20 protein-coding genes, 1 tRNA gene and 1 pseudogene are annotated in these 21830 nt (G+C 45.5%); 6 read left to right on the top strand and 16 right to left on the bottom strand.

Features of this window, described 5'->3' with window-relative positions:
* Positions 1-46: 46 nt before the first annotated feature.
* A pseudogene (gene clpB / locus HMPREF3179_RS06990) lies at positions 47-2620 on the bottom strand (ATP-dependent chaperone ClpB).
* Between the two features lie 202 nt (positions 2621-2822).
* Between clpB and HMPREF3179_RS06985 the strand changes: the two are divergent.
* Entirely contained in the window at positions 2823-3434 is a 612-nt protein-coding gene (locus HMPREF3179_RS06985; RefSeq protein WP_083290716.1) for a PIN domain-containing protein, read from the top strand.
* A gap of 3 nt (positions 3435-3437) precedes the next feature.
* On the opposite strand, the gene HMPREF3179_RS06980 is transcribed toward HMPREF3179_RS06985, so the two are convergent.
* From HMPREF3179_RS06980 to tehB, 11 genes are all read right to left on the bottom strand, one after another.
* On the bottom strand, positions 3438-4205 hold the full coding sequence (locus HMPREF3179_RS06980) for an ABC transporter ATP-binding protein (RefSeq protein ID WP_070470323.1): 768 nt from the start codon (positions 4203-4205) through the stop codon (positions 3438-3440).
* An 8-nt stretch (positions 4206-4213) separates the two neighbouring features.
* Positions 4214-5875, bottom strand: a complete 1662-nt coding sequence (locus HMPREF3179_RS06975) for an ABC transporter permease (protein ID WP_018026300.1) — start codon at positions 5873-5875, stop codon at positions 4214-4216.
* Positions 5876-5918: 43 nt separating this feature from the next.
* Positions 5919-6944 (bottom strand): extracellular solute-binding protein, encoded by a 1026-nt coding sequence (locus HMPREF3179_RS06970; protein ID WP_070470318.1) that lies wholly within the window; start codon positions 6942-6944, stop codon positions 5919-5921.
* Positions 6945-7090: 146 nt separating this feature from the next.
* Positions 7091-7378, bottom strand: coding sequence for a septum formation initiator family protein (locus tag HMPREF3179_RS06965; protein ID WP_018026298.1), 288 nt, complete (start codon positions 7376-7378; stop codon positions 7091-7093).
* A gap of 28 nt (positions 7379-7406) precedes the next feature.
* Positions 7407-8696 carry a phosphopyruvate hydratase gene (eno, locus tag HMPREF3179_RS06960; RefSeq protein ID WP_070470316.1) on the bottom strand — a complete coding sequence of 430 codons (1290 nt, stop codon included), beginning with the start codon at positions 8694-8696 and terminating at the stop codon, positions 7407-7409.
* Between the two features lie 60 nt (positions 8697-8756).
* Complete coding sequence (gene kdsA / locus HMPREF3179_RS06955) at positions 8757-9614, bottom strand: 3-deoxy-8-phosphooctulonate synthase (protein WP_048768387.1); 858 nt, start codon at positions 9612-9614, stop codon at positions 8757-8759.
* Entirely contained in the window at positions 9611-11254 is a 1644-nt protein-coding gene (locus HMPREF3179_RS06950) for a CTP synthase (RefSeq protein ID WP_070470313.1), read from the bottom strand. The genes kdsA and HMPREF3179_RS06950 overlap by 4 nt, the downstream gene beginning before the upstream one ends.
* Positions 11255-11416: 162 nt before the next feature.
* On the bottom strand, positions 11417-11812 hold the full coding sequence (locus HMPREF3179_RS06945; RefSeq protein WP_070470310.1) for a cupin domain-containing protein: 396 nt from the start codon (positions 11810-11812) through the stop codon (positions 11417-11419).
* A gap of 141 nt (positions 11813-11953) precedes the next feature.
* Positions 11954-13312 (bottom strand): esterase-like activity of phytase family protein, encoded by a 1359-nt coding sequence (locus tag HMPREF3179_RS06940; protein ID WP_210398759.1) that lies wholly within the window; start codon positions 13310-13312, stop codon positions 11954-11956.
* Between the two features lie 96 nt (positions 13313-13408).
* Positions 13409-13807 (bottom strand): hypothetical protein, encoded by a 399-nt coding sequence (locus HMPREF3179_RS06935; protein WP_048768385.1) that lies wholly within the window; start codon positions 13805-13807, stop codon positions 13409-13411.
* A gap of 30 nt (positions 13808-13837) precedes the next feature.
* Entirely contained in the window at positions 13838-14461 is a 624-nt protein-coding gene (tehB, locus tag HMPREF3179_RS06930; RefSeq protein WP_070470307.1) for a tellurite resistance methyltransferase TehB, read from the bottom strand.
* A gap of 138 nt (positions 14462-14599) precedes the next feature.
* Between tehB and HMPREF3179_RS06925 the strand changes: the two genes are divergently transcribed.
* The 3 genes from HMPREF3179_RS06925 (at position 14600) to HMPREF3179_RS06920 (ending at position 15584) form a co-directional block, all read left to right on the top strand.
* Positions 14600-14989: a DUF6693 family protein gene (locus tag HMPREF3179_RS06925; RefSeq protein ID WP_036560808.1), complete on the top strand. Its 390-nt coding sequence runs from the start codon at positions 14600-14602 to the stop codon at positions 14987-14989.
* 77 nt (positions 14990-15066) lie between these two features.
* On the top strand, positions 15067-15291 hold the full coding sequence (locus HMPREF3179_RS11995) for a type II toxin-antitoxin system RelE/ParE family toxin (protein WP_256388749.1): 225 nt from the start codon (positions 15067-15069) through the stop codon (positions 15289-15291).
* Positions 15288-15584: an addiction module antidote protein gene (locus HMPREF3179_RS06920; RefSeq protein WP_036560810.1), complete on the top strand. Its 297-nt coding sequence runs from the start codon at positions 15288-15290 to the stop codon at positions 15582-15584. The genes HMPREF3179_RS11995 and HMPREF3179_RS06920 overlap by 4 nt, the downstream gene beginning before the upstream one ends.
* 432 nt (positions 15585-16016) lie before the next feature.
* On the opposite strand, the gene HMPREF3179_RS06915 is transcribed toward HMPREF3179_RS06920, so the two are convergent.
* Together HMPREF3179_RS06915 and HMPREF3179_RS06910 are read right to left on the bottom strand one after the other, a co-directional pair.
* Positions 16017-16092 (bottom strand) — tRNA-Asn (locus tag HMPREF3179_RS06915).
* Between the two features lie 303 nt (positions 16093-16395).
* On the bottom strand, positions 16396-17331 hold the full coding sequence (locus HMPREF3179_RS06910) for a cation diffusion facilitator family transporter (protein ID WP_070470304.1): 936 nt from the start codon (positions 17329-17331) through the stop codon (positions 16396-16398).
* 340 nt (positions 17332-17671) lie between these two features.
* Here HMPREF3179_RS06910 and HMPREF3179_RS06905 point away from each other — a divergent pair, with 340 nt between their 5' ends.
* Both HMPREF3179_RS06905 and HMPREF3179_RS06900 read left to right on the top strand, forming a co-directional pair.
* Positions 17672-18508: a class I SAM-dependent methyltransferase gene (locus HMPREF3179_RS06905; RefSeq protein ID WP_070470302.1), complete on the top strand. Its 837-nt coding sequence runs from the start codon at positions 17672-17674 to the stop codon at positions 18506-18508.
* 15 nt (positions 18509-18523) lie between these two features.
* On the top strand, positions 18524-19489 hold the full coding sequence (locus HMPREF3179_RS06900; RefSeq protein ID WP_048768378.1) for a 2-hydroxyacid dehydrogenase: 966 nt from the start codon (positions 18524-18526) through the stop codon (positions 19487-19489).
* Here the strand turns inward: HMPREF3179_RS06900 and HMPREF3179_RS06895 are convergent, their stop codons facing one another.
* Both HMPREF3179_RS06895 and brnQ read right to left on the bottom strand, forming a co-directional pair.
* Positions 19490-20407: a DMT family transporter gene (locus HMPREF3179_RS06895; RefSeq protein ID WP_040614087.1), complete on the bottom strand. Its 918-nt coding sequence runs from the start codon at positions 20405-20407 to the stop codon at positions 19490-19492.
* A 24-nt stretch (positions 20408-20431) separates the two neighbouring features.
* Positions 20432-21775 carry a branched-chain amino acid transport system II carrier protein gene (gene brnQ / locus HMPREF3179_RS06890; protein WP_070470298.1) on the bottom strand — a complete coding sequence of 448 codons (1344 nt, stop codon included), beginning with the start codon at positions 21773-21775 and terminating at the stop codon, positions 20432-20434.
* Positions 21776-21830: the final 55 nt, after the last annotated feature.

The raw sequence follows: 21830 nt of genomic DNA, 5'->3' as shown, positions 1-21830 counted from the left end.
GGGTTTTCCTGATTACGTATTTGTCTTAAATCAAATACATATAGCCTTAAGCCTTATTAAACACAAGCTCACCGTCTTTGGCATCAACCACAATCACATCTTTTTCAGCAAATTTACCTTCAAGAATCAACTTAGACAGTGGATTCTCAACCTTTTGCTGTATTGCACGTTTTAACGGTCTAGCACCAAACACCGGATCAAAACCAGCCTCCGCCAATACCGCTAAAGCAGCATCCGTGATCTGCAGATCCATTTCCATGGCTTGAACTCGTTCAACCAAACGATCAATCTGAATTTTAGCAATGGCTTGGATATTTTTCTGATCCAGTGAGTGGAACACCACCACCTCATCAATACGGTTTAGGAACTCTGGACGGAAAGACTGCTTAACCTCTTCCCATACCACCGCTTTAACCGCATCATAAGGCTCATCCTGCATGCGTTGAATATGCTCCGAACCAAGGTTGGAGGTCATGATGATAACGGTATTTCTAAAGCTCACCGTACGACCCTGACCGTCGGTCAAGCGACCATCATCCAACACTTGCAAGAGCACGTTAAAGACGTCTGGATGTGCTTTTTCAACCTCATCCAACAGCACCACGCTATAAGGCTTACGACGTACTGCTTCAGTTAAATAACCACCCTCTTCATAGCCCACATAGCCCGGAGGCGCACCGATTAAACGAGCCACGGAGTGTTTTTCCATAAACTCACTCATATCGATACGAATCATATGATCGTCCGAGTCAAATAAGAAATTAGCCAAGCTCTTCGTAAGCTCGGTTTTACCCACACCGGTAGGTCCTAGGAATAAGAAAGAACCATAAGGGCGATTCGGATCGGATAAACCAGAACGAGAGCGACGAATCGCATCGGCAATCAGATTAACTGCTTCATTCTGACCAACCACACGTTGCTCTAATTTCTCTTCCATGCTGAGTAACTTGGCACGCTCACCCTGCATCATTTTAGAGACTGGAATACCGGTAGCCCGTGATACCACCTCAGCAATTTCTTCGGAACCAACCTCAGTCCGCAGTAAGCGCGGTTTTTCCTCTGATGCCACTGCTTCAGCCTCTTTCAGGCGATGTTCAAGTTTAGGTAGTAAGCTGTATTGAATTTCAGCCAACTTCTCGAACTCACCATTACGCTGGCATTCGGCCATTTCTGCACGCGCTTTTTCAATTTCCTCTTTAATCGACTGCGCACCTTGTACCGCCGCTTTCTCAGCTTTCCATACTTCTTCGTAGTCGTTATACTCACGCTGCAGTTGCTCTAACTCATCTTCGATATGCTTTAGACGGCGTTAGGAGGCATCATCCTCTTCCTTGCGCACTGCTTCACGCTCGATCTTCAATTGAATGATGCGACGATCAAGCTTATCCATCACCTCTGGTTTAGAGTCGATTTCCATACGGATGCGCGCCGCTGCCTCATCAATTAAGTCAATGGCTTTGTCCGGCAAGAAACGGTCGGAAATATAACGATGTGAAAGCTCAGCCGCCGCCACAATCGCTGGGTCAGTAATTAAGACCCCGTGATGCACTTCATAACGCTCTTTTAGACCGCGCAGAATCGCAATGGTCGACTCAACATCGGGCTCACCCACCAAGACCTTTTGGAAACGACGCTCCAAGGCCGCATCCTTTTCAATATACTGACGATACTCATCTAGCGTAGTTGCACCCACACAATGTAACTCACCACGTGCTAATGCAGGTTTTAGCATATTGCCCGCATCCATCGCACCTTCTGCCTTACCGGCACCCACCATGGTGTGCAATTCATCAATAAAGACGATATTTTGACCATCGTCTTGGGCTAGCTCCTTAAGCACCGCTTTGAGGCGCTCCTCAAACTCACCACGGAACTTAGCGCCAGCTAATAAAGCCGCCAAGTCCAAGGATAAGACACGCTTGCCACGCAAACTTTCTGGTACCTCATTATTCACAATACGCTGCGCCAAACCCTCGACAATGGCCGTTTTACCCACACCCGGCTCACCAATTAAGACCGGGTTATTTTTGCTGCGACGCTGGAGGATCTGGATAACGCGACGAATTTCATCATCACGCCCAATCACCGGATCGAGTTTACCTAGACGGGCACGTTCAGTTAAGTCTAAGGTATACTTTTTCAATGCCTCACGATTGGACTCGCCCTCGGCATCCGTGACATTTTCACCGCCACGCACATCATCAATGGCTTTGGCTAAGGCTGCCTTATTCATACCGGCGGCTTGTAACGCACGACCAGCAGGTCCTTTATCGTCAGCAAGGGCTAGTAAAAACAGCTCGCTTGCCACAAACTCATCGCCACGGTCTAAGGCCTCCTTATCCGTGCGATTAAGTAAATTATTTAAGTCTCTACTGATTTGTAGATTCGTATCGCCGCTTACCTGTGGTAGCTGGCTAATTTCTGTATCCAAGGCAGTGCGCAGACGATTCACTTGTACCCCAGCACGGGCCAATAAACTACTGGCTCCACTGTCAGGATCGGAAATAAGAGCCATCAACACATGCACTGGCTCGATATACGCATTGTCGTGGTGTACAGCAAGACTTTGAGCATCACCCAAAGCCTGTTGAAACTTAGTAGTTAATTTATCAAATCTCATAATGAATACACCTTCAAAAATAATTATCGGGAGCTAGGACCTATTTGTCTTAGTTACTACAAACTGTCGACTCCCTTGCTATGCTTAGTAGATAAGGTGAGCTTCTGTTTTTTCAAGGGCTTATCATGAGATTTTCAAAAGAATTTGCTAAACTGCAGATTCTAATTTTAGTCTTTACCACGGTACGATAATCACAGATTGTATGTATACCCCTTTACCAACGCCCCATTATGTTGTACTTGATACCTGCGTACTTATTTCCAATACCGTTAGAAAGCTGTTGATGCGTCTAGCCCAACATCAATGCATTGCACCAATCTGGGGTGAGTATATCGGCGAGGAGTGGCGGCGCAATATCCCAAAGATCTGGGATGTGAGTGAGGATTTTGCCGAGCGTGAGTGGAATTTTATGCAGCAGCAATTTCCTGAGGCCAATATGGGCGTGGTGCACGCCTATGAAAAGCACTTGCGCTACAGTGATAAAAAGGATCATCACGTCATTGCCTGCGGTCTATGTATGCAACAAAAAGCGCCGCAGCATATGATTTCCATTATTACTTGGAACCTAAGGGACTTTGCCCGACGGGAGATTCGCGAACTAGGCCTCTCTTTATACAGTCCCGATCAACTGCTGAGCATGCTCTGGCCCGAGCATAAGGCTCTGATGATGGATTTATTCGAGCTCTTTGCGATTGATGCGATGGAGGTCGCCAAGCCAGTACTGAGTGTGCCCGAGTTTCTTAAGCGTGAACGCTTATTTTCCCTCAAAAAGCTCTATGAGCTTGAACTTGAGCAGCAGGCACACCTCAATTAGCAGCTAGCCCGCCGGGCAATAGTCCGGATAGCGCGCCTCTGGATGCAATAAGGCTGCGCCTAGCGCCTGTATATCCTCTAGCGTCGCCTGCTTGTGCTGATTTTCAACCCAACGGCTCAATTGTCCGCAATGCATCCACGCAATGCGATCCCCCATGGCTAAAGCCTCGGACTGATGGTGCGTAACTAAAATGGCGGAGAGATTATTTTGCTTAAGAATATCGCGCACCTCCATGGCTAAACGCTCACGGGTGTCCACATCCAGATTAGAAAAGGCTTCATCTAAGAGCAATAATCTTGGTTTTGGCGCAATCGCCCGGGCCAAGGCCACTCGCTGCTGCTGCCCACCAGATAACTCATGCGGATAGCGCTTGATAAACCGGCTTAAACCAACCAACTCAAGCATTTCTTCCACGCGCGCCTTGGCGGCTTTTTTATCCCATTTATGTAGACCGAAACGAATATTACTTTCCACCGTAAGGTGCGGAAACAGCGCATAATCCTGAAACATCATGCCGATATGACGTTCTTCCGGCGCCAATAACCGCCCAGGTAGCGATAACACGCGCTCATCTAATAAAATACGACCCGCAGTAATTGGCTCAAAACCGGCAATGGCTCGTAAGACCGTGGTTTTACCACAACCGGAAGGTCCAAGCAGACAGACTATCTCACCTTGCTCCAAGCGCATACTAAAGTCATGCACTACACGATTGCTGGTATTTGCATTCGCATAAACAACATCAACGCTTTCTAAGCTTAATAAACTCATACTTAATCTTAATACTTAATCTTCTCTTGACTGCGGGCTAGGAAAATCACCGGAATCAATCCCACTGCCACAATTAATAAGGCAGCAATCACACCCTCTTCGTAGGTACCACGCGCCGCTTCGGCATACAGCCAAGTGGCTAAGGTTTCAAAATTCATGGGGCGCAGCAATAAGGTAATCGATAATTCCTTCATGGTATCGACAAAAACCAATACCGCACCCGTACCAATGGCCGGCTTTAATAGCGGCAAATGCACCAGCAAAAAGGTCTCTCTATAACTACGACCCAAATTACGCGCAGCGGTATCCAGTTGGGGTGGAATACGCTCATACCCAGCTTCTAAGGCACCGATGGTCATTGCCAAAAAACGTACCATATAAGCAATCACCAAACCGCTAATCCCACCCATAATATATAGCTGTGGCGGCAAACTAAAGAGCTTAGTCAACACACTTGCAAGTGCTGAATCGGCCCAAGCATACGGGCTTAATAAGCCGATAGCCAAGACCGTCCCAGGAATGGCATAGCCTAAACTGCCGATACGCGCAAAATGCTTTTTAAACTTAAAGCGAGGGTCCCGCATCACCCACACAATTAATAGGCCGACTAGCACCGTGATCACGGTCGCCACCAAGGATACGTAAACCGTATTCCATGCGCTCTTCCATAAATTCGCAGAAATCACTTGCCCCTGGGCTAAGCGCTTATAAGCTTCCCAAGACAAATACCATACCGGCGCAACAAAGCCTATGAGAATCGGCAACCAGCAATACAGCATCGCAGCCATCGCTTGCCATCCCTTAAGCTGACGTGGTTTAACAGTCGTCATACGCTGCGCATTACTATAGCGTTGACGCCGCCGCGCTTGTCGCTCAATATAAATTAACAACACCACCACCGACAGCATAATACAGGCAATTTGCGCTGCCCCACCCAAATTAGAACGAGCAACCCAGGTATTAAAAATCGATGTCGTCAGGGTTTGAATGCCTAAAAATTCTGACGCGCCAATGTCATTCAAGGTTTCTAATAAAGCCAGTACCACGCCGATCACAATCGCCGGTCGCGCCAATGGCAAAATCAAACGAAAAAAAGCTTGTCGCTGGTTACAACCTAACACCCGGGCAGCCTCGATTAAATTAACCGGCTGATTGATAAACATCGCCCGCGTCGTAAAATACACATAGGGATAGAGTGACATACTCATCACTAAAATCCCACCCCACATTGAACGCGCATCCGGAAGTCGGAATTGACGCGGTGAACTATAACCTAATAAGTCACGTATAAAGCCTTGAATTGGCCCTAAAGGATGCAATAAATCCACATAGGCAAAGGCCATAATATAGGCTGGTAAACTGAGCGGCAACAATAAGGCCCAAACGAGGATATTCCTTGTGGGAAAATGAAAGGCAGTGACCAACCATGAGGTAGTCGTGCCCACAATAGAGACCACCAAGGCTACCCCGCCCAATAAAATCAGGGTATTCTTAGTGGCTGCCGGCAACACATAACGCCAGAGATTAGCCCAGTGATCCACACCGGAGCTTATCGCATGCACAGCTAAGGCGGCAATGGGCAAAAAAACAATAAGCACAAAAAGAAGCGCAAGGATGGAACCCATACTCCAACCTTGCACCCTTTGTAGCTTGGCTTGATGACTAAACATGTGAACTTGTAAAACTCTCCAAGCTAGCTATTTTACATGAATATTACTGATCAAAACCAACTTTGTCAGCCAATTCACTTGCTTCTTGACGATGTTTAGCAATTTCTAGAATATGAATTTCATCGATTTTCAATGGACCGAAGCTTGCAACCACGGGATCCAACTCAACACCCGCACGCACTGGGTATTCATAATTACTCTTGGCGTACATTGATTGACCCTTTTCAGAAATCAGGAAATTCAATAATTTAATCGCATTATCATGGTTAGGCGCATTCTTAGCAATCGCTGCCCCCGTGATGTTGGCATGGGTGCCGTTAGATTTAGAGTTTTTGAAAGTAGGACGAATCACATTGATGGCTTCACCCCATTTATGCTGATCCGAACCCGCCTCCGCATTTTTCATACGACCGACGTAATAGGCATTACCAATTGCTAAATCACAAATGCCGGCTAAAATATCACGCGCTCCCTCACGATCACCGCCAGCAGCCTTGCGAGCTAAGTTATTTTTAACGCCTTTGAGCCACTCCTCAGCAGCCTCAACGCCGTCGTGAGCGATTTTAGCAGCGATTAAGCTGGTGTTATAGGGGTGTTGACCAGAGCGCGAGCAAACCTTACCCTTGTACTTAGGATCAGCCAAATCCTCATAGTTCATTTCTTTAAGATCTAAATCTTTAGCCACATAAACCACGCGATCACGTAGGGACAAAGCGTACCAATGCTTATTTGGATCCTTAAAGGCGGCAGGCACGTGCTCTTCTAAATCTGCCGAATCAATTGCCTGGGTTAAACCCGCATCCACCACGTCTAATAAACGACCGATATCCACTGTCATCAACACATCTGCTGGTGAATTGGCCCCCTCGGACTTAACGCGCTCGGTTAAACCGTCTTTAACAAACACCGTATTTGCTTTAATCCCGGTTTCTTTAGTGAATTCGTCGAGTAATGGCTGAATTAAGCCCGGCTCGCGCGTGGTGTAAATATTAACCTCATCAGCAGCTAAGGCATTAAAAGAAGCAACACCTAAAACGGCTGCGGCAAAAACAGAAGAAAACTTAAACATACACTCTCCATGTAAATGATAACTATTAGCAATTAGTTTTATGAATTATAAGGGAGCTAGTTAAATTTTCAAGCCTTTTAACTATAAATTTCCAAAAAAAATGACTGCCTCAGCAGTCACTAATATCATGGATTTAAACAAGGACATCACTCATCTGAATCTTTATCAGGCAAGAGCTGTACTAAATTCTCATTGTCTAGAATCATATTTAATTGCACCCGTGCTCTTTCTTCTAGCGCCTCGGTACCACCTCGCAGATCATCAATTTCCGCTTGCATCGCATTGTTGCGCGCTTCAAGGGCCTTATTATGCTGTAGCTGCGCCTCCAACTGCTGCTCTAATACATTGACCTGGGCATAGCCAAAGCCGCCCCAACGCAGGGGAATCTGTATTGCTAAACAAGCCAGCACAATGACTAAAAGCAGCAGTCTCATCGCTTAAATCGTATATTAATCAGCGCAATTACTTACGAATATTATAAAAAGCCTCTATCCCAGGATAAACAGCGACTTCGGCTAATTCCTCTTCAATTCGTAAGAGTTGATTGTACTTCGCCATACGATCCGAACGGCATAAAGAACCGGTCTTGATTTGCATGGCATTGCTACCTACCGCTAGGTCAGCGATGGTGGCATCTTCGGTCTCGCCCGAACGGTGCGAGATGACGGCGGTATAACCCGCACGTTTAGCCATTTCAATGGCTTCAAAGGTTTCAGTTAAAGTACCAATCTGATTGATTTTAATCAGAATAGAATTCGCCACACCTTGTTGGATGCCCTTTTTAAGGATTTTGGTATTGGTAACAAATAAATCGTCACCCACTAACTGAACCTTATCGCCCAGCTTTTCAGTAAGGATTTTCCAACCTTCCCAGTCATCCTCAGCCATACCATCTTCAATGGTGATGATTGGATATTTATCACACCAAGAAGCAAGTAAATTTGCGAATTCCTCAGAGCTAAGCGCAATATCACCCTCACCTGCTAAGTGATATTTACCGTCACGATAGAACTCAGAACTAGCGCAGTCTAAGCCAATCGCAATTTGTGAACCAGCTTCATAACCCGCCTTATCAATGGCTTGAAGAATTAACTGAATCGCCGCTTCGTGATTTTCAACGTTAGGCGCAAATCCGCCCTCATCACCTGTAGCAGTCGGCATGCCCTGATCATGAATCAAGCTTTTTAATGCATGAAATACCTCGGTCCCCATGCGGAGGGCTTCACGAAAACTCTCGGCACCCACCGGCAGAATCATGAACTCCTGCATATCGAGGTTATTATTGGCATGTGCGCCACCATTAATCACATTCATCATGGGTACTGGTAGGCTAAATAAGCCAGAGCCACCAAAGTAGCGATACAAGGATAAGCCCGCCTCTTCAGCCGCCGCTTTAGCCACAGCAATACTAACGGCTAAAATCGCATTGGCACCTAAACGTGACTTATTTTCTGTGCCGTCTAAATCAATTAAGGTGCGATCGATAAAGCTTTGCTCCTGCGCATCTAAGCCTAACAATACCTCAGAGATTTCAGTATTGATATACTCAACGGCTTTTAACACACCCTTGCCCAAGTAGCGACTTTTATCGCCATCGCGCAACTCATGCGCTTCCAGGGCACCGGTTGAAGCACCGGAGGGAACAGCAGCACGACCCATGGCCCCGGATTCTAGTAGTACATCACATTCAACGGTAGGATTGCCGCGAGAATCTAAAATTTCGCGACCAATAATATCGACAATTGCACTCATGAGATATCTTCCTGTTTAAATAAAAAAATCATTGCTAGCTAAGCAATTAGCTAAATTGTATTAAAGGCCAAAATCATCTTCCAGTAATGGCTGAGACTTCACTGTCTCATCTAACACCTTGAGGGTTTGCAGTAAGTCCCGCATTTTGCCAAGTGGTACGGCATTAGGGCCATCGGATAAGGCATGCACTGGGTCTGGATGGGTCTCCATAAATAAGCCGCTAATGCCTACGGCCACTGCTGCTCTAGCTAAGACCGGCACAAATTCGCGCTGACCGCCAGAAGAAGTACCCTGCCCACCCGGCAATTGTACCGAGTGCGTCGCATCAAAAACAACTGGGCAATCGGTTTGGCGCATTAAGGCAAGCGAACGCATATCGGAAACCAAGTTATTGTAGCCAAAACTAGCTCCTCGCTCGCAAACTAAGATATTCTTACCATCACCGCCAGCCTCAAGCGCAGCCTCACGCGCTTTATTGACCACTTGCAGCATATCTAATGGCGCTAAAAACTGCCCTTTTTTGATATTAACCGGCTTTAAGGTAGCCGCGCAGGCACGAATAAAATCCGTTTGACGACATAAAAAAGCTGGGGTCTGTAGCACATCCACCGCTTCCGCCACTGCAGCCACCTGAGATTGATCGTGCACATCGGTTAACACCGGTACCCCCAGGCTCTCACGTACTTGCGCCAAAATATCCAGGCCCTCGGCCATACCTAAGCCACGGAATGAAGCGCTGGAGCTTCGATTTGCCTTATCAAATGAGCTTTTAAAAATAAATGGGATTTGCAAGTCATCGGTGATTGCCTTTAATTCGGCAGCGATATCCATGATCATGGCTCGCGATTCAATCACGCAAGGACCAGCAATTAAGAAGAAGGGTTTATCTAAACCCACTTCATATCCTACTAAATTCATTTTTCACCCTTGGCCGCTAATGCAGCTTTGATATAACTCGTAAACAAAGGATGACCGGTACGTGGCTTCGAGGTAAACTCAGGATGGAACTGCACGCCTAAGAACCACGGATGGTCGGCTATCTCGATGATTTCAGGTAAGTTATCCTCAGGCGTACGCGCACTGATGATCAAACCGGCCTTTTCAAGCGGCTCGGCGTAGACATTATTTACCTCATAGCGGTGGCGATGGCGCTCATTCACCGTGTCACCGTAAATCTCGGCAGCTAAGGTGCCTGGCTTAACCGGACAAGACTGCAAGCCCTTACGCATGGTACCACCTAAATCACTCTTGGCATCACGTCTTTCGACATGACCCTCACGGTCCTGCCACTCGGTAATCAAGGCCACCACAGGATGGGCAGTTGAAGGATCAAGCTCGGTGCTATTGGCGCCACTAAAGCCCGCCACATGACGTGCGAATTCAATGGTTGCTAACTGCATACCCAAACAAATACCAAGATAAGGCACGCCATTTTCGCGAGCGTATTGAATCGCTTTGATCTTACCCTCGGTGCCGCGCTTACCGAAGCCACCGGGCACAAGAATCGCATCTAGCTGCTCAAGTAACTCAGTCTTACCCTCTTCAATATCCGTGGCATCAATGTACTCGATAACAACCTGAGTATCCGTCTGCACCCCAGCATGCATCAAGGCCTCGTTAAGCGACTTATAGGATTCGGTTAACTCAACGTATTTACCCACCATCCCAATGGTCACGCAATGCTTAGGATGCTCCATGGCATAAACAAGATTATCCCAGCTACTGAGGTCAGCGGCTGGTGCATCAATGCCCAGCGCATCTAATAAAATCTCATCCAACTTTTGCTGATGCAACATGGAAGGGATTTTGTAAATACTGGTCTCATCCCAAACTGAAATCACTGCATCAAAAGGAACATTGGAAAATAAAGAAATCTTACCCCGCTCATCATCTGGAATTCGACGATCAGCACGACAGAGTAAAGCATTAGGATATAAACCTATTTCGCGCATCTTTTGTACCGAATGCTGGGTCGGTTTCGTCTTAAGCTCACCCGCCGATGGGATAAATGGTACCAAGGTCAAATGCACAAAGGCCGCCCCCTGGCGTCCCAAACGTAAACTCATCTGACGAGCAGCCTCCAAAAACGGCAGGGACTCGATATCACCCACGGTCCCGCCAATCTCTACAATGGCAATATCTGCTTCACCATCAAAGGCGCGCTTGGCACCGCGGACAATAAAATCTTGAATTTCATTGGTAATGTGAGGAATCACCTGAACCGTCTTGCCCAAGTACTCGCCACGACGCTCCTTACGCAGCACCGACTCATAAATTTGGCCGGTGGTGAAGTTATTCTGCTTATGCATCTTGGCAGAGACGAAACGCTCATAGTGCCCCAAGTCGAGGTCGGTTTCTGCACCGTCTTCAGTCACAAAAACCTCACCATGCTGCAGCGGACTCATGGTCCCGGGGTCAACATTAATATAGGGATCTAATTTGAGCATCGTGACCTTAAGGCCACGTGATTCGAGAATAGCACCAAGCGATGCAGCGGCGATCCCCTTGCCCAAAGAAGATACCACACCGCCGGTTACGAATATGTATTTTGTAGACATGTCGATAATGCGCCCTCTAAGGGCCTAGCCGGAAATTTAGATTATAGCCGAGGGCGCCAAAGGATTTCATGATTAAGCGCTTCTCAGCTAAATTTAATCCTACATAAAAAATCCCCGAATTGTCTAATAACAACTCGGGGATGAGTCTGAAAAGCCAAACAACTACTCGGTGGTCTTACCGTCGAAATGCTCTTCTTTTTCGTTGGCTTTGACATCAACCACCACACCATCACGATGCTCTGGCGGGCCATAAATCGTATACAGTCTTAAGGGCTCATCGCCAGTATTAATCACATTGTGCTTGGCACCGGCAGGTACAATGGCACCGAAATCAGCCTTGATCTCGTACTCATTATCATCAATAACAAGCTTACCCTTACCCTCTTCGAAGCGAAAAAACTGATCATGCGTTTCATGCACCTCAGCCCCGATCTCCTCGCCCGGTTGTAAAGTCATTAATACAAGCTGCAAATTCTTGCCTGTGTAGAGTACCTTACGATATAAGTCATTTTCCTCGGTTAATTTCTCAATATCGTCACAAAAGCCTTTTTTAGACATAAGACATTCTCCTGTTTAGGTGAAATAATTTAGAAGAAGCATAAGCTACCTTATGCTTCATACCTAAATCATAATCGCTTCGCGCAAAAGAACCTGTGTTGAATTGTAAATTATCGGAAAAAATCAACCGCCCACAGGTGCTTATTTAGCCTCTAGAAACTCTTTTACATCCAACAAAATCAACTCATTATCGTCGGCTACATTAGGCTCACGACTGCTTGATTTAGGATAGTTATTATCATTGCCGACAACGATATAGCGGTCACCGACTACATCGACATTTTCAATGGTAAAGAAAGGAAACTGAAACTTGCCATCAATCAAATCAAACTGAGATTTGCCGTCCGGATCCTGGATATCCATCAAGTCAATATAAGCTACCTTACGGATCATCTGCTCTTCCGGTTTAAGCTCGATCTTATAAACACGCTTGAAGTTCGCCACATTATCAAAACAGCGTGTTTTATCATCGCCCTCTTTACATGCTTTATTCGCAGTCCCTTCTGTATCGTCGCGTTCAATAATCAAGCCGTAACGCTCATCGATCATATTAAAGTCACCAATTGAGTGCTTGGCATCTTCTAATGGATAGAACCATGACTTAGCGCTGTATTTCTCATCAGCTAAATTAAACTCTAACATGCGTAAGACCGGTTTACCTTCTACTTCCTCAAAGGCTTTTTTCTCGCTATCCCACAGCACCCCCTCTAATAGCGGATATAAGCTTTTACCATCAGCAGATAAGGCCATCCCCTCAAACCCTTTGGAACGACGCACTTGAAACTCCGGTAACTTGGCATCGGGACTGCCTGGTAAGGTCATACCAGGATAGTCAGGTGATTTCACTACCTTGCCATCCACCTCAGTTTCGAACACCTTAAGGACATTACCTTGACGGTCTAATTTTAATAAAAATGGACCAAACTCCTCGCCCACCCAAAAATTATCCCCAACTACCTGCAAGCTTTCAGGATCAAAATCAGCACCCGTTAAATAACGCGCTTCCGTGTCTTCGTGCGTAATACGGAACGGGATATTTTTTTGTGGATCCTTAATAAAGACCGTCTCCAAATGCTCCCATTGATCCTTGTCAAAATCAATTTTATATAAATTAAAATATAAGGCACTATCGCTCGAGTTTAATTTATTACCCAGGCCATTATCCGTTAGCAACCAAAAGGTACCATCACCATTATTAACAATACCGGAATGTCCTTGAATGGCTTGACCTTTAAATGGAAAGCTCACACCAGTGGGACGACCATTAGATTTACCCTCAATCGCACCCAAGTCATCAACACGATGCTTTTCATGGAACTTACCATTCACCTGCAAATCCTTGGGCGCATCCTCAGGCACTTGAATTTTAGTATCACCGGCTAATATCAAATGACCGGCTAGTTTTGCTGGGTATTGCTCAGCAGCCTGTAGCGCTGTCATACCAGCAGTTAAAGCAAAAAAAGTGCTTGCAACATAAGCGCTAATCGTTTTTAACTTCATCATGTCCTCTACGTGTGAGTTAAGTGGATATCGATGAAGCAGTATAAAAAGCTTTGATGACAAGCTTAGGTCGCTGTGATGACAGTTTAATGTCAATTATTTTTCAGGAATAAGACGACGGAAAAAGGGCTTATCCTCCGGATCAGCCTGCGGTGTTGCCACGATTAAATCCTTACAGACTCCCTCCGTGGTACCGCTAATAAAGCGCTGCATCTCTCGATACGTTTCAATTTGAGCGGCATCACTTAATTCCGACTCATCTGCCACCCCACCCAAGGCAATGACATTATCCTGACCAAATTCCTTGAGCATCTCATCATAAGCACAACCACAGAAATTAGCATTGCGCTTACCCGCATAAAAGGTACAAGCATTAATAAAGTTAAAACGAATTACCGTCAATTGATGCTGTGGATCGTCCTTAGCATCACCGCAAGCACTTAAGCTTAGCGCCGCTAATATAGGGATTAAAAATTTGCTGTATGGTGTCATCATAAACATCCGCTAAACTGAGATAGCGCTATTTTATAATGGCTTTTTGGCAATTAGGGTGGCAAATTGCTGCTTTATAAAACTACCGTCAGGATTACGTCGATGCAACTCGCCTACGTCCTCGTTATACTTCAGAAGCTCCCAGCCTTGATAGTAATTACGCAACTCACCCGCTTTGAAACTGAAACTGAAATCTGACTTCGCCGGATAAGCTTCGGTATCCATCGCGCAGACGATAATATTCAAGCCGCCCGCTTTGGTGGCTGCTTGCATCTGCTCGATCAGCTGAGGAATGGTTGCCGCTTTTAAGAACATCATCACCACGGTACAAAGCAACACATCATACTGTCCATCAATGCTCGGATCCTGATTAAGATCCTTGATAAAGGTGCGAATACTTTGAATGCCCTCTTGTTCGATAATCGTGTCAAGGATTTGAATCGCCTGCGGATTCACATCAAAGGCATCCACCTGATAACCATGCTGGGCCAAATACAGACTATTACGCCCACGCCCAGAGCCGATATCCAGTGCCCTATCTCCAACAAAATAAGGTGTCGCCGCCAACAACTCCGAATGGGTCAAGCTGAGACCGTAAGTGTCTTTAAAATAATTAGCGGGTAAATTGCGAAAAGATAAAGCATTGTTTTGAGTCATCGCGCTTAAGGTCCTTAACTAGATCATGGGCATATACAAAAACAGTATATTTAGATTATTGTATATGTCATAATATTTAAATATTAAACTATTAATATAATAGGATCTTTTGATAATACACCTTTTGAGAGGATACTTATGGATAACGACTTTATTGAAACGCTAAGCTATAACAAAACCGCATTACCGCTCGGCTACTATCGCCTTAAATGTGAGCTTGGCACCCTAGATGTATTAGGCCACGCTTTAATCTGGATTTTACTGACGATCGTGACCTTTGGATTGGCGCTAATTGTATTCCCCTACTATATGCAGCGCTATATTATCAATAAAACCTATGTATATGATCCCAATGACAATCGAGTAGGTCGTGTTGTTTGTGATATTGGCTTAGATAGCATGCTTGGCTATATTATTTTGTGGACGATACTATCCATTATTAGCTTTGGTATTTTATATTTTGTTTTTCTATACAAAATATATGCACATTGCTATTCTAAGAGCAAGATCGTGCCTGAGCCTGTTTAAGCTGGGATAGGCTGTCCGCTGTCTTTAAGCGATGCGTTTCGTTGAGCTTGGGGAAAGATTTCTGAACCACATGCAAAATCAAGTTACATAATATCTTACAACCTCACTTTGGAGGCACTAAGTACCTCAGTGATGGTATTTCTGAGATGCGTATTCACTTTGGACCAGGTTATCGGGTGTATTACGCTCGTGAAGATTACGTTGTTTACTTGCTACTGTGTGGTGGTGATAAGTCCTCTCAGAAACGTGACATAAAAACCGCCATCGATATGTGGAAACAAATTCAAAAGGAACGCTCATGACAACGATAGAAATTAGCCCCTACGACGCAGCAGAATATTTAAAAAGTGAGGACGCGATCATCGAATATCTTTCAGCCGCATTAGATGAAAATGATCCGGCACTCTTCTTAGCTGCGCTTTCTGATGTCGCAAGAGCACGTGGTATGACCCAGGTTGCTAAGGAGGCTGGTATTGGTCGTGAGAGCCTATATAAAGCCCTTGCCCCCAACGCTAAACCTCGCTATGACACCGTGCTAAAGCTCATGACCTCAATGGGAATTCGCCTTTCCATTAAACCTACAACTGCCCCATAAAGAGAGCTTGGTGATCACATTCGCCCGTAAATTGGTCAAAAATTGAGCAATGCACAATAAAAAGCTGCGCAGGAATTAAGCAACTGAGTTTAAATCATCTAAAATTACAAAGGGAGTGTTGCATTTTTTAGACGCAGTACTCCCGACAATTTTATTATTTAACATAAAAATCGCTTGTGAACAATAAAAACAACGACTTAGTAGCATATACTACTTTCTATTAATTCCCCAGTTCGCCCTTGCTTATCAACTCTGTGTAGCTCATAAACTCGAATCTAAAATTGAACTGACTGATGGCACCCCACTTATCCTAATCGGCATCGACAGCTTTAGAGTTTTAGGCAGCAATACCACATTAACAGTAGACACAAAAAAACCGCTTAAAGCTGTCAACGCTTAAGCGGCTAATCAATTGATTTACTTAGAATTTAGTGGCTCCCCCAACTGGACTTGAACCAGTGACCTGCGGATTAACAGTCCGTCGCTCTACCGACTGAGCTACGGGGGAACTGAACTAAGTAAAATAGTATTATGCAACTATTAAACAGATATTGCAAGTCTTTTTTAAAGAATTTTTAATTTTTATTGTTTAAATGTGCGTTTTAACAACATTCATAAAAACAGTGATAAAAACTCAAACACTTTTTAAGCAGCAAGTGATTGCTTTAAACGTAAAACCAAATCACTCACAAGGCTTAGCAGACTTGAATAAGAGCATAACTGTAGCACATATTGCAAGCTTAGGGAAGTCATATGGCTAGTTCACAAAAAAACCACTGCCCAGCTTCGCTCTTGAGAAGACGCAAAGGTCTTAATACGTGCCCCTTTCTTTAGCCATTGCAGGTGCCGCCGGCGCAGGAAAATGTATTGGGTCAAAGTGTGTCAACACACTCATTACCAAAGGCACCTCGTTTTTAATCCGTGCCTCAATCCTATCAGAAATATCATGCCCCTCGGCAATGGTCATTGTCCCTGGCAGATCAAGATGCAGCTCAACCAGGATAAAATCCCCTGCTTTACGCGTTTTAAGATCATGAAAATCAACCACACCGGGCGTTTCACGAATCGCATTGCTAATCTTATCCAAGGTCTCCTTATCCACGGAACGGTCGGCCAAGTCCATTAAGGCACTCCAGCCCATTCTCAGTCCCATGATAGCAATCATTGAGCCGACAATTAGCGACGCCACCAAATCCGCATGCATAATACCGAAAAAATGCGCCGCCAGACCAATGGCCACAACCAATGATGAAATGGAATCTGAACGGGCGTGTAGCGCATTAGCCATCAGCATCGCCGATTCAACCCGCTTTGCCTCGTGTGCCATATAACGGTATAAAAGCTCCTTAGCTACAATAGCCACCACAGCAATAAAAAAAGCAAGACCCGCATTAATTTCGAGCACCACCCCACTTTGCATGCGCTCCACACTGGTCATAATAATCTGCGCCCCAACCACAAATAGCAGTACCGCAATGATCAGCACGGCAATGGTTTCAAAGCGAAAATGTCCGAACGGGTGCTTAGCATTTGGCTTTTGCTTAGCAAAGCGGTTTGCGACTAATACCACGACATCCGATACAAGATCGGATAAGCTATGCAAAGCATCTGCAATCAAAGAATATGAAGAGGTGATTAAACCGAAGATTATTTGCAGTATCGTCAGCAGTATATTGACTAAGACACTGACAAAGGTGGATCTATTAGCCACCCTACTTCTTTCACTGGCACTTACTTTAGCCACCATAAACCTAGCTTCCTTAAAAAATCTATCTCTCAGCCCGATTGATTCATCGCACTGCGTCAATTTTGAACATTGTAGCTGATTTTATTTCAGCACCATCTAAGCTATTTAATAATCAATCTCAGTCCCAATCACGAATTTAGCCTTAGCTTAATTAAGGTGGAAAATGACTTTCAAAGCAACTTTAGCTCAAGCGGTTTTGCTATAATCAAAAAAAATACATGACTAAGCAGCAATCACCCAAATGATTTCTCCGCTAGCTTTCTCTTTAAATAACAACATCAATCGAGCAAAGTACAGTCATCCGCAGTGCACATAGAGCCACATGGCATAAGGAGGCGCAATGACAAAGGTACTTTTTACTTTAAAAAATAGGGTCGCAGATACTATCATGCTCACCTTATACGCTCGTGCCCTTGAGTCACAGCAGGCTCACCCTATTCTTTATGATGAATTTGCCCTCAAATTAGTAGCGCAGATTGATTATGATTTTTCAATTTTTGACAATATCAGCACCACAGCGGTAGGTGTCGCAATACGCAGCAAGCATTTTGATACGATCAGCCATGAGTTTATTGAAAGCCATGCACAACCAATCGTGGTGATTATCGGTTGTGGTCTGGATACACGTAAACAACGGCTAGGTCCCATCGCTGATAAAGCAGTATTTATTCAATTAGACTTGCCGGAGGTGATTGACTTTAGACGCCAGCTATTACCACCTGGACCTAATGAGCAGCTTATCCGTGCCAGTTTATTGGAAACAGCATGGATGGACGAGTTACTGGCACACTATCCACAGGGTGATTTTCTTTTTATCGTTGAGGGTGTGCTGATGTATCTTAGCCAGGAGGAGAATCAGCAATTCTTTTATGCGCTCGCAGAGCGTTTTATCGGGGCGCAGCTGCACTTTGATATATTCAACCAATGGATGAGTCAACACACAGCTTGGCATCAGGGTGTCAATCGCACCCAAGCTAGCTTTAATTTCGGCCTCAATAACAGTAAACTGATTGAAAGATGGCACCCAAGACTACACCAAGAAGCCTCGTGGCTTTTAAATGATTTCCCCGAGTGGTATCGCATGGGACTTCCCTTTGTGAGCTTATATCTGCTATCTTATCCTATTCGCACCGCTTGTAAATTTCTTAAATTCACCATCAAGCAGCCAGAGAATTAAGCAGGAGTTTTTCACGTGAAGCCGATTTTATTAAGTTTATTAAATATCGCAGCCGAGGATAAAGCAAGGCTCAATGCGCACTATGAGATTATCGAGATTAAAAATTTAGATGAGGCTTCTACGCTAAGCCCTGAGACCTTAGCACGGGTCACGGCACTGTACGGCTCGGCCACTAAGCCATTGAGCCTCGAATTTCTAGAGGCGCTGCCTAATTTACAGGTCATTAGTAGCTTCGGTGTCGGTTACGATCCCTATGATGAAGAATATATCCGCCGTCGCCAAATCCGCCTCGGCTACACGCCCGATGTCTTAAATGACTGTGTGGCTGATTTAGCCATGGCCCTGATGCTAGATGTGGCTCGTCAAGTTAGCGTCTCCGATCGCTATGTGCGCGCAGGTCGCTGGCTGAGTGACGGTCCCTATCCGCTAGGCGTCAGTGTGACGGGCAAGCGCCTAGGTATTTTAGGCATGGGTCGCATTGGTTTAGAAATCGCAGCGCGCGCCAAGGGTTTCCGCATGCAGATTTATTATCATAATCGCAACCCTCGCCAAGACCTGGCCGAGGACTATCACTATATCGCCTCGCCCATTGAACTCGCTAAAGCTGTCGATTATTTAATCGTCGCCACCCCAGCCACTGCTGAGACTGAGAAAATCGTCAATCAACAAGTATTAGAAGCGCTTGGACCACAATCCTATTTAATTAATATTGCGCGCGGTGCGGTAGTTGATGAAGCCGCCTTAGTCAAGGCATTACAAAACAAAACCATCGCCGGCGCTGGGCTGGATGTTTTTGTTAATGAGCCGCAGGTACCAGAGGCCCTCTTTGCCTTAGACAATGTAGTGATCACTCCGCATGTAGCCAGTGCGACGGTAGAGACGCGCAACGCCATGCGTGAACTATCAATTCAGAACTTTCTACACTTTGCCGAGTTCGGTGAGGTCAAAGTAGCCGTGCCTTGGGCGCAGTATGGTGCGTAATTAGCGTAATCCTCTACCGCCACGCTTAGCCTTGCGTTTCAAACCATTCAAACGCAATTCACTCACAATCACGCCAAGCACGATCAAGCCGGCACCGATAATAGACAAAAACGGTAGACGTTCACCATAGAGTCTACCGAAAACCCCACCCCATACCGGCTCAGCAGCATAAATCAAGGTTGCCCGAGTGGCTGAAACATGCTTTTGCGCCCAATTCATGGTCGTTTGTATCACTGCACTAGCAAAGCCCATCAATAATACAATCGCCATCAAGCCCCACGAAAAATCAGGCACCTGCTCACCCACCCCGGCGGACACAGTAAAAGCAATGATTGAGGTAACCAACAACTGCAGCACCGTGACACGAATTAAATTAATTTTACCGGCATAGCAACTAATTAAAATAATTTCAGCGGCGATAGCGAGCGCACCTAAAATCGTGAATAACTCCCCTCGCCCAAGTAGCGTACCTTCCAAACCATCAGGGCCAGCAAGACAAGCTAAACCCATAAACGCAAGCATAATGCCCAAGGCATTCAGCCGAGTCGGGCGTCGCTTTAAAAACAACCATTGCAACAAAGGCACCAATGGCACATAGAGTGCTGTTAAAAAAGCGGATTTACTACTGGGGATCGTCTGCAATCCCAATGTCTGTAGACTATATCCTAGAAATATACAAACACCGATCGCGATACCAGCCTTTAGCTCCTCAAAACTCAAGCCCCTTAACACCTTTGGCGAACAAAGTGCGACTGCAGCCGCTGCGCAGGCAAAGCGCAAACCCACAAAGAAAAAGGGCTCGCTCATACTCAGTGCGATCTGCACAATCAAAAATGTGCCGCCCCAGAAAACCGTAATGAGCATTAAGGCCAATTCGGCTTTACCGAATGGCCTATACTCTGTCGAAGACTGCTTCACCAACACACCGAATTAAAAAAGCATTTAGCTCACGGTTTTTTTAAGACCCGCAGCAGATAAAATCAAGCCTACAAGCATACCCAGCAAAGCCGGTACAATCCAGCCTAAACCAATCGCATGCCAAGGTAAATAACTCGCTAACCACGCCTTGGCCTCTGGGCTAAGCGTAAATGCCGCATCCCACGCATCTACCAGACTGACCGCAAGCGTTGCCAGCATGGTACAAATATAGACAATACGACGCCCTTTAAAAAGCGAATTGGCAAAGGTCAAAAGAATTAGTACAACCGTCAAGGGATATAAGAGCATCAATACCGGAATAGAGAAATTGATGATCCCTTCGAGCCCCTTATTCGCTAAGCCACAAGAAATTAATGTGAAAATAATCACAAACAACTTATAACTGAGCTGTGGCATCAACCGACTAAAATACTCAGCACACGCAGCAATCAAGCCCACCGCCGTACTTAAGCAAGCCAACAGAATGATCACCAATAACAGCAAATTACCCATGCTGCCCCAATAGTAATGAGCCGTTTCAGAGAGCACGGCGGCGCCGTTAGACAGCCAGCCAGTCACCTCCACACTGCCTGCACCCAAATACGTCACTAAACCATAAACCACGGCTAAACAAAGCGCTGCCAACAAACCGGCACCCATCGTTAGGCGCATCAATTGCTCATTCGCTTTTACCCCTTCGGCTTGTAACACACCAATCACAACAATCGCAAACACTAAGGAAGCCAAGGCATCCATGGTTTGATAACCGGCTAAGAAACCCTCAACTACCGGGTGCATCGCATAGGCACCTTGGGGGGCTGTCAGTTCACCCATTGGGTCAAGCAACGATTTAAAGGCTAAAATCGCAATACTCACTAATAGCACGGGAGTTAATATCTTACCAATACGGTCTAATAACTTACTGGGGGACATCGCCAGCCAGAAAGCCACTGCAAAAAAAACGATACTAAACAGCAATAAACCCCAAGTACTAGATGTCTCCGAACCTAGATATGGGCTCACACCAACCTCATAGGCCACCGTAGCCGTCCGCGGCATGGCAAATAAGGGACCGATAGAGAGATAAAGGGTGACAGCAAAAAAGACACCAAAAAGCGGACTCACACGCGAAGCTAAATGCTGCACATCACGAGCGCCTGAGTAAGACATGGCCAAAATACCGAGCAAAGGCAAACCGGCACCGGTGAGGACAAAACCCATGACCGCTTCTAAATAATTGGCTCCAGCCTGCTGCCCCATATGCGCAGGGAAAATAAGATTACCGGCACCAAAAAATAATGCAAACAGCATTAAGCCGGTGCTGACAAATAAGGCTAAGGGTGATTTTTTTGACGCTTGAACGGACATAAAAATGATATAAATTTAAAACAAAATAAACAATAAAATCCTAGCACAAAACAAA

It is taken from the genome of Oligella sp. HMSC09E12, assembly GCF_001808505.1.
GTDB lineage: Bacteria > Pseudomonadota > Gammaproteobacteria > Burkholderiales > Burkholderiaceae_B > Oligella > Oligella urethralis.
The sequence above is the reverse complement of the archived record's forward strand: the minus strand, read 5'-3'. Positions and strand labels throughout refer to the sequence as shown.